Annotated in this window: 5 protein-coding genes; 2 read left to right on the plus strand and 3 right to left on the minus strand. The window is 57.9% G+C overall.

From position 1 onward, the window contains the following. Positions 1–61: 61 nt before the first annotated feature. Together HMPREF2878_RS08640 and HMPREF2878_RS08645 are read right to left on the minus strand one after the other, a co-directional pair. Entirely contained in the window at positions 62–616 is a 555-nt protein-coding gene (locus tag HMPREF2878_RS08640; protein WP_070653316.1) for a 2-isopropylmalate synthase, read from the minus strand. Between the two features lie 225 nt (positions 617–841). After that, complete coding sequence (locus tag HMPREF2878_RS08645) at positions 842–2227, minus strand: dipeptidase (protein WP_070653318.1); 1386 nt, start codon at positions 2225–2227, stop codon at positions 842–844. A gap of 378 nt (positions 2228–2605) precedes the next feature. On the opposite strand from HMPREF2878_RS08645, the gene groL reads away from it, so the two are divergent. Further along, positions 2606–4231 carry a chaperonin GroEL gene (gene groL, locus HMPREF2878_RS08650; protein ID WP_070653320.1) on the plus strand — a complete coding sequence of 542 codons (1626 nt, stop codon included), beginning with the start codon at positions 2606–2608 and terminating at the stop codon, positions 4229–4231. Between the two features lie 340 nt (positions 4232–4571). Here the strand turns inward: groL and HMPREF2878_RS08655 are convergent, their stop codons facing one another. Then, entirely contained in the window at positions 4572–5048 is a 477-nt protein-coding gene (locus tag HMPREF2878_RS08655) for a DIP1984 family protein (protein ID WP_070437789.1), read from the minus strand. 152 nt (positions 5049–5200) lie between these two features. Here HMPREF2878_RS08655 and ppk2 point away from each other — a divergent pair, with 152 nt between their 5' ends. Beyond that, positions 5201–6100 (plus strand): polyphosphate kinase 2, encoded by a 900-nt coding sequence (gene ppk2 / locus HMPREF2878_RS08660; protein WP_005510168.1) that lies wholly within the window; start codon positions 5201–5203, stop codon positions 6098–6100. Positions 6101–6214: the final 114 nt, after the last annotated feature.

Raw genomic sequence — 6214 nt, forward strand, 5'->3', positions numbered from 1 at the left:
TCTGGCACTTGACAAAAACATAGGGACACCCCCCGTTTACTAAACGAGCAGCATCCGCGTCCTACCCATGCAGGCGGTTAGCAGCGCAGACCAAAGCGGAGAGCACGGAAGCCTCCGGAGTCTGGCCGAAGCCCATGGTCCACACATGGTCATTGTTGTGACCTGCATAGACAAAGGTAGCGGTAGCTTCGAAGATTTCGAACTGGTGGAATTCCACGATTTCCACGCGGTAACCTGCATCAGCCAGCAGATTAGTGCAAGCCGACACCGGCCCCATAGCGGTGATTTCCTGGGTGAAAGTGCGAGTGTGGCCGTCCTTGTCGGTCAGCGACAAATCAGCGTTGAAGTTCCAGCGGCCCAGGGTGCCACGGGTTGCCTCGAAACTCTTGATTTGGACTGGGCCGTTAGTGGGGGAGTAAGTGTCCTTGAACTTCTGCCAGTTCATGCCACGGGCTTCCTGCCTCAAGCCACGAGGCAGGCGATGTCCGAAGCGAGCCCTAAACGGATCGTCGGAATAAGTTCGCACATTGCCATTGTCCTGGTGCTCCAACGAAGGGCGCTTGCCCGTGAAGGTCGTCGAGGTGGACATGTTCTTCTGGGTGCGAGTGGAAAACATTCTTTTCTGGTCCTTTGCTTAATTGCTTTGCTGTGAGTGGCGGACCAACCAAGTGCTTCGATAAGTTGCGGCCAGAGACCCCGCGTGGAGGGGTCAGTCCTGTCGGCCTCCACCGGGGTTCGTAGCCTTCGCTACTCGAATAAGAATGTTCTGCTGCATGGGTCGAACCTTACTACAGAAAAAAGATGTGACACAAGTCATTCAGCCAATATTTTTGGCTTTGACTTAAATTCCGTTGACGGAAGCCAAGAAAACTGCCTCGCCAATAGCGATGTCGCGAATCTCGTTCGGGTCCACCGACTCGTCGGCCGAGTGAATGCGGGCCTGTGGCTCTTCCACGCCGTAGAGCGCGATGTCAGCACCTGGTACGGCCTCCAGCAAAGTGGCGCACAGAGGGATCGAGGCGCCCTCGCCCATGCTTGCGGTTTCCTTGCCGTAGGCGGCCGACAGGCTGTCGGCAACCAGTTGCACAACCTTGCCCTCAACATTGGCCCGGAATGGGTTTGCCAACTCGTCGCGCTCAACCGTCACCTTTACGCCCCACGGAGCATGTGCGCGCAGGTGATTTTCCAGTGCGTCCTGTGCTTCGGCCGGGTCGACGCCGCCTGGGATGCGGAAGTTGATGTGCGCCATAGCGGTCGATGAGATTGCATTGACAGCATTGGTCGCTGGTGGACAATCGATTCCGGTCACAATCACAGACGGACGAGCCCAGGTCAGGTCGGAGACGGAAGTGTCCTCGTTGCTAATCAGGTCTACGCCGTCAAGCACACCCGCATCGGCGCGGAAAGTTTCTGGCGCGTAGTCCAGGCCCTCCCAGCGTTGCGAGCAGTCCAGGCCATCAATAGAGGTAAAGCCATTTTCATCGCGCAGGCTGTCGAGCATACGAATCAGCGCCGCGAGTGCATCCGGAGCCGCGCCGCCGAACATGCCCGAGTGAACAGGCTGTTCCAGCGCATTGACGCGAACTTCCACATCGGCGGTGCCGCGCAGAGTGGTTACGAGTGTCGGTTGGCCAACCTCGGCATTGCCGACATCCGCAATGAGGATAACGTCGGCGTCGAAAAGCTCCGGCTGCGTGGCGATGAGGTTGTTCAGGCCCGCCGATCCGCGCTCCTCGGAACCTTCCACGATGAGCTTGATGTTTGGCATATCGACGCGGCCTGCAAGCGCGTCGTCGCGCAGCGCGCGCAGCGCAGCCAGGTGCATGACCACGTTGCCCTTGCAGTCGGCAGTACCGCGGCCGTACCAGCGACCGTCGCGCTCGTCGAGTGTCCACGGATCTGCGGTCCAAGCGGACTCGTCGCCCGCCGGCTGGACGTCGTAATGGGAGTAGAGCAGTACGGTCTTCGCGCTTTCCGACGACGCGGGGACGAAACCCGACAGTGCAATCGAGCCGTCGACGGTGTGGTGCGCCTTCAGTTCGATGCCCAGCTCTGCGTACATCTTGGTAACCGCCTGAGCTGCGTCAATGCAAGCCTGTTTGGTTTCTTCGGTGCCGTGTACGGAAGGGAAAGCCACCAGCTCGGTCAGCTGGGTGCGGATGGTCTCGCGTTGGCTGGAGATGTGGTCTCGCAGGGCGTCCGTGAGTTCCTTATTAATAATGCTCATGTGCGACAGTGTAGGCGCACAACCATGATGACGTTGGGAGTGACGTCGGGAGTGGTATTGGCGTTGGGAGTTGCGGCGCTTAACTTTGCACTCGATGGGGTTGAGTGCTAAAAAAGTGAATTAGCACTTGCTCTAATTGAGTGCTAATAAAAACAACTTCACACCTTGTGTATGTGTGCGTTGTATGCGAGTTGCAGCAAACTGCAGCACATACTGCAGCGCAGGCTGAAACAAGTGTTGCAAAGTCGTTAAAAAGTACAGTGTTGACTCCGGTGATGGAGAGGGCGGCGCTTCCCTCGAATCACATGCCGTCGCGGGCGCCTGGGTCAACTTCCAATGTAAGTGCCACATAAATAGACGGAGGATTCTTCAAACCTCATGGCTAAGATGATTGCATTTGACGAGGAGGCCCGCCGCGGTCTCGAAACGGGTCTGAATACCCTGGCAGACGCTGTCAAGGTTACGCTGGGCCCGAAGGGTCGCAACGTAGTCCTCGAGCGCAAGTGGGGCGCACCGCTAATCACCAATGACGGTGTCTCCATTGCACGTGAAATCGAACTTGAGGATCCTTACGAGAAGATCGGCGCTGAGCTGGTCAAGGAAGTTGCCAAGAAGACCGACGACGTCGCTGGTGACGGTACTACTACCGCTACCGTTCTGGCTCAGGCTCTGGTTTCCGAGGGTCTGCGCAACGTTGCTGCTGGCTCCAACCCGATGGGCATCAAGCGCGGCATCGAGAAGGCTGTCGCGGCTGTTACCGAGAAGCTGCTGGAGTCCGCTAAGGACATCGAGACCAAGGAGCAGATTGCTGCTACCGCTGGTATCTCCGCTGCTGACCCGGCTATCGGTGAGCTGATTGCCACCGCTATGGACAAGGTCGGCAAGGAAGGCGTCATTACCGTGGAAGAGGCCAACACCTTTGGTCTCGACCTGGAGCTGACCGAGGGTATGCGCTTCGACAAGGGCTACATCTCCGGTTACTTCGCCACCGACATGGAGCGCCAGGAGGCCGTTCTGGAGGATCCGTACATCCTCCTGGTTTCCGGCAAGATCTCCAACATCAAGGACCTGCTGCCGCTGCTGGAGAAGGTCATGCAGTCCGGCAAGCCGCTGCTGATTATTGCTGAGGACGTCGAGGGTGAGGCTCTGTCCACCCTGGTCGTCAACAAGATCCGCGGCACCTTCAAGTCTGTCGCTGTGAAGGCTCCGGGCTTCGGCGACCGCCGTAAGGCAATGCTGCAGGACATGGCTATCCTGACCGATGGCCAGGTCATCTCTGAGGAGGTCGGACTGTCGCTCGAGACCGCTGACCTGCCGCTGCTGGGTCGCGCTCGCAAGGTCGTCGTCACCAAGGACGAGACCACCATCGTCGAGGGCGCTGGCGAGCAGTCCGCTATCGAGGGCCGTGTCAACCAGATCCGCGCTGAGATCGAGAACTCCGACTCCGACTACGACAAGGAGAAGCTGCAGGAGCGCCTGGCTAAGCTCGCCGGCGGTGTTGCAGTTATCAAGGCTGGCGCCGCAACTGAGGTCGAGCTCAAGGAGCGCAAGCACCGCATTGAGGATGCCGTCCGTAACGCAAAGGCTGCTGTGGAAGAGGGCATCATCGCAGGTGGCGGTTCCGCACTGCTGCAGGTCTCGCACGTGCTTGACGACGAGCTGGGTCTCGCCGGCGACGAGGCAACCGGTGTCCGCATCGTGCGTGCGGCTCTCGCAGCTCCGCTGCGCCAGATTGCTCTGAACGCTGGTTTCGAGGCCGGCGTCGTTACCGAGAAGGTTGCTTCCCTGCCGCAGGGTGAAGGCCTGAACGCTGCTACCGGCGAGTACATCGACCTGATGGAAGCTGGCATCAACGACCCGGTGAAGGTTACCCGCTCCGCACTGCAGAATGCCGCTTCCATTGCGGCTCTGTTCCTGACCACCGAGGCTGTTGTCGCTGACAAGCCGGAACCGGCTATGCCGGCAATGCCGGGTGGCGACGAGATGGGCGGCATGGGCTTCTAAAAGAGGTTCCAACTGCTCGAGTTAGCCTTAAAAAGCGCCGCTGAGGGTTGTCCCTCAGCGGCGCTTTTGCTCTGTAACTTGAGAAAGTTTAAGTCCCCGAACCCACCCTCGTCGCATCAGATGCCTCAGCGCTTGGTAGTGAAAAATAACCGATGATCTGTACCCATGTACGCAATGCCGAGGACTGTCTGTTATTAATCCTGCTGCCTCAGTACAGGTGAGATCTTTAGGTGTCCCCTTAAGGCCAGAGACAGGCCGTCGCGCTCGCCGACAATCTGGATGCAACTACCGACTTATCAAAGTGTGAAATTCTTCTGGTCTCGCTACCGAACCCTGCTTGCTATTCGGCCGGCTTATCCGCGGCCTCGATAAGCTCGGTTGACCAGTTCGCCTGCTGAATACGGGTATCCAAGTCCCGGTATTCCTTCGCCGCCTTGTCGGCTTTCTGGCGCAGCGACCGGATATCCACAGTGGCGACATAGCGAATCTCCGAAGCTGAGTATCGATCCCGCCGACCCGAGCCCTGATCGGCTGCGGAGGTGTAGAACCGCCGCCGTGTTAGCAGGTGGTCGCGCTTCGCAAGTGCGTCGCTAAGCGTTCCGTCCTCGAAGGCAGTAGCGGAATTCGTTGCGTTAATCGAGCGCACCAGCCATTCGAAGCGCGCCATCAGACGCTCGGCTTCGGCAATAAGCGCTTGCGGATCTTCATCAGGCGTATCGCCTTCCTGCACCTGCGCTACTAGTGAAAGACGGCGATTAATCTCAGCCAGCCGGTCGGAAACTTCGGATCGTGCGGCAAGAGCTTCGGATAACAACATGGCATTTATTGTACGCGCAGTGCTCATCGACGGTCGCTGCGTGCATCCCACCCCTCAATTTCGGTAAGACGGAACGTTAACTGCTGGGAAATTGCAGGTAAGGGCACCCGCATGGGGGACGCGTGGCAGAGAAATTCAGTAGGATAAGGGGTATGGCTGACAAGAATGAAGAGGAATTCCACATCGTCGATTTGGCGAAGACCGAAGGTTACGTCGTCGATGATTCTGATGAGGACGATCCGGTACTGGTCACTCCAGACGGTGAGCGGGTTGATACCTGGCGCGATGGCTACCCGTACGAGGAGCGCATGACTCGTAAGGAATATGAGTCTATTAAGAGGAAGCTGCAGATTGAGCTTCTGAAGTGGCAGAACTGGACCAAGGAAACTGGCCAGAAGCACATTATCCTCTTCGAAGGCCGTGACGCCGCTGGTAAGGGCGGTACTATTAAGCGCTTCAATGAGCACCTGAATCCGCGTGGTGCTCGTACTGTGGCTCTGGAAAAGCCGTCGCCGCGTGAGTCCACCTCGTGGTACTTCCAGCGCTACATTGAGCACTTTCCGTGCGCTGGCGAGATCGTCTTCTTCGACCGTTCTTGGTACAACCGTTCGGGCGTTGAGCGCGTGATGGGTTTCTGTACTGAGTCGCAGCACGCAGAGTTCCTGCGCGAGGTCCCGATGCTGGAGAACATGATTCTGGGCTCCGGTATTTCGCTGACCAAGCTGTGGTTCTCTGTGACCCAGAAGGAGCAGCGCACTCGCTTCGCAATTCGCCAGGTTGACCCGGTACGTCAGTGGAAGCTCTCTCCGATGGACCTCGCTTCGTTGGATCGTTGGGGTGACTACACCCGCGCAAAGGAAGAGCAGTTCCGCTATACGGATACCGATGAGTCCCCGTGGATTACCATTAAGTCCAACGACAAGAAGCGTGCCCGCATCAACGCGATGCGTTACGTGCTGAGCAAGTTTGAGTACACGGAGAAGGACCACGAGCTGGTTGGTACTCCGGACCCGAAGATTGTTAAGCGTGGCCGTGACCAGATTGGTGACTAGCTCGGTGGTCCGTGACTGACAAAGTTCTTGTCTAGAAGAAACGCCCGTAGGAGTGCTCAGGCACTCGGCGGGCGTTTTCTGGGTTAAGTAGCAAAAAGTGTGTCCGCTCGGCGT

Source organism: Corynebacterium sp. HMSC065H09 (genome assembly GCF_001812845.1).
GTDB lineage: Bacteria > Actinomycetota > Actinomycetes > Mycobacteriales > Mycobacteriaceae > Corynebacterium > Corynebacterium jeikeium_D.

What these genes read in the sequence shown, in the direction of transcription:
- HMPREF2878_RS08640 (WP_070653316.1), bottom strand. Translation starts at nt 616, where the DNA reads ATGTTTTCCACTCGCACCCAGAAGAACATGTCCACCTCGACGACCTTC.
- HMPREF2878_RS08645 (WP_070653318.1), bottom strand. Translation starts at nt 2,227, where the DNA reads ATGAGCATTATTAATAAGGAACTCACGGACGCCCTGCGAGACCACATC.
- groL (WP_070653320.1), top strand. Translation starts at nt 2,606, where the DNA reads ATGGCTAAGATGATTGCATTTGACGAGGAGGCCCGCCGCGGTCTCGAA.
- HMPREF2878_RS08655 (WP_070437789.1), bottom strand. Translation starts at nt 5,048, where the DNA reads ATGTTGTTATCCGAAGCTCTTGCCGCACGATCCGAAGTTTCCGACCGG.
- ppk2 (WP_005510168.1), top strand. Translation starts at nt 5,201, where the DNA reads ATGGCTGACAAGAATGAAGAGGAATTCCACATCGTCGATTTGGCGAAG.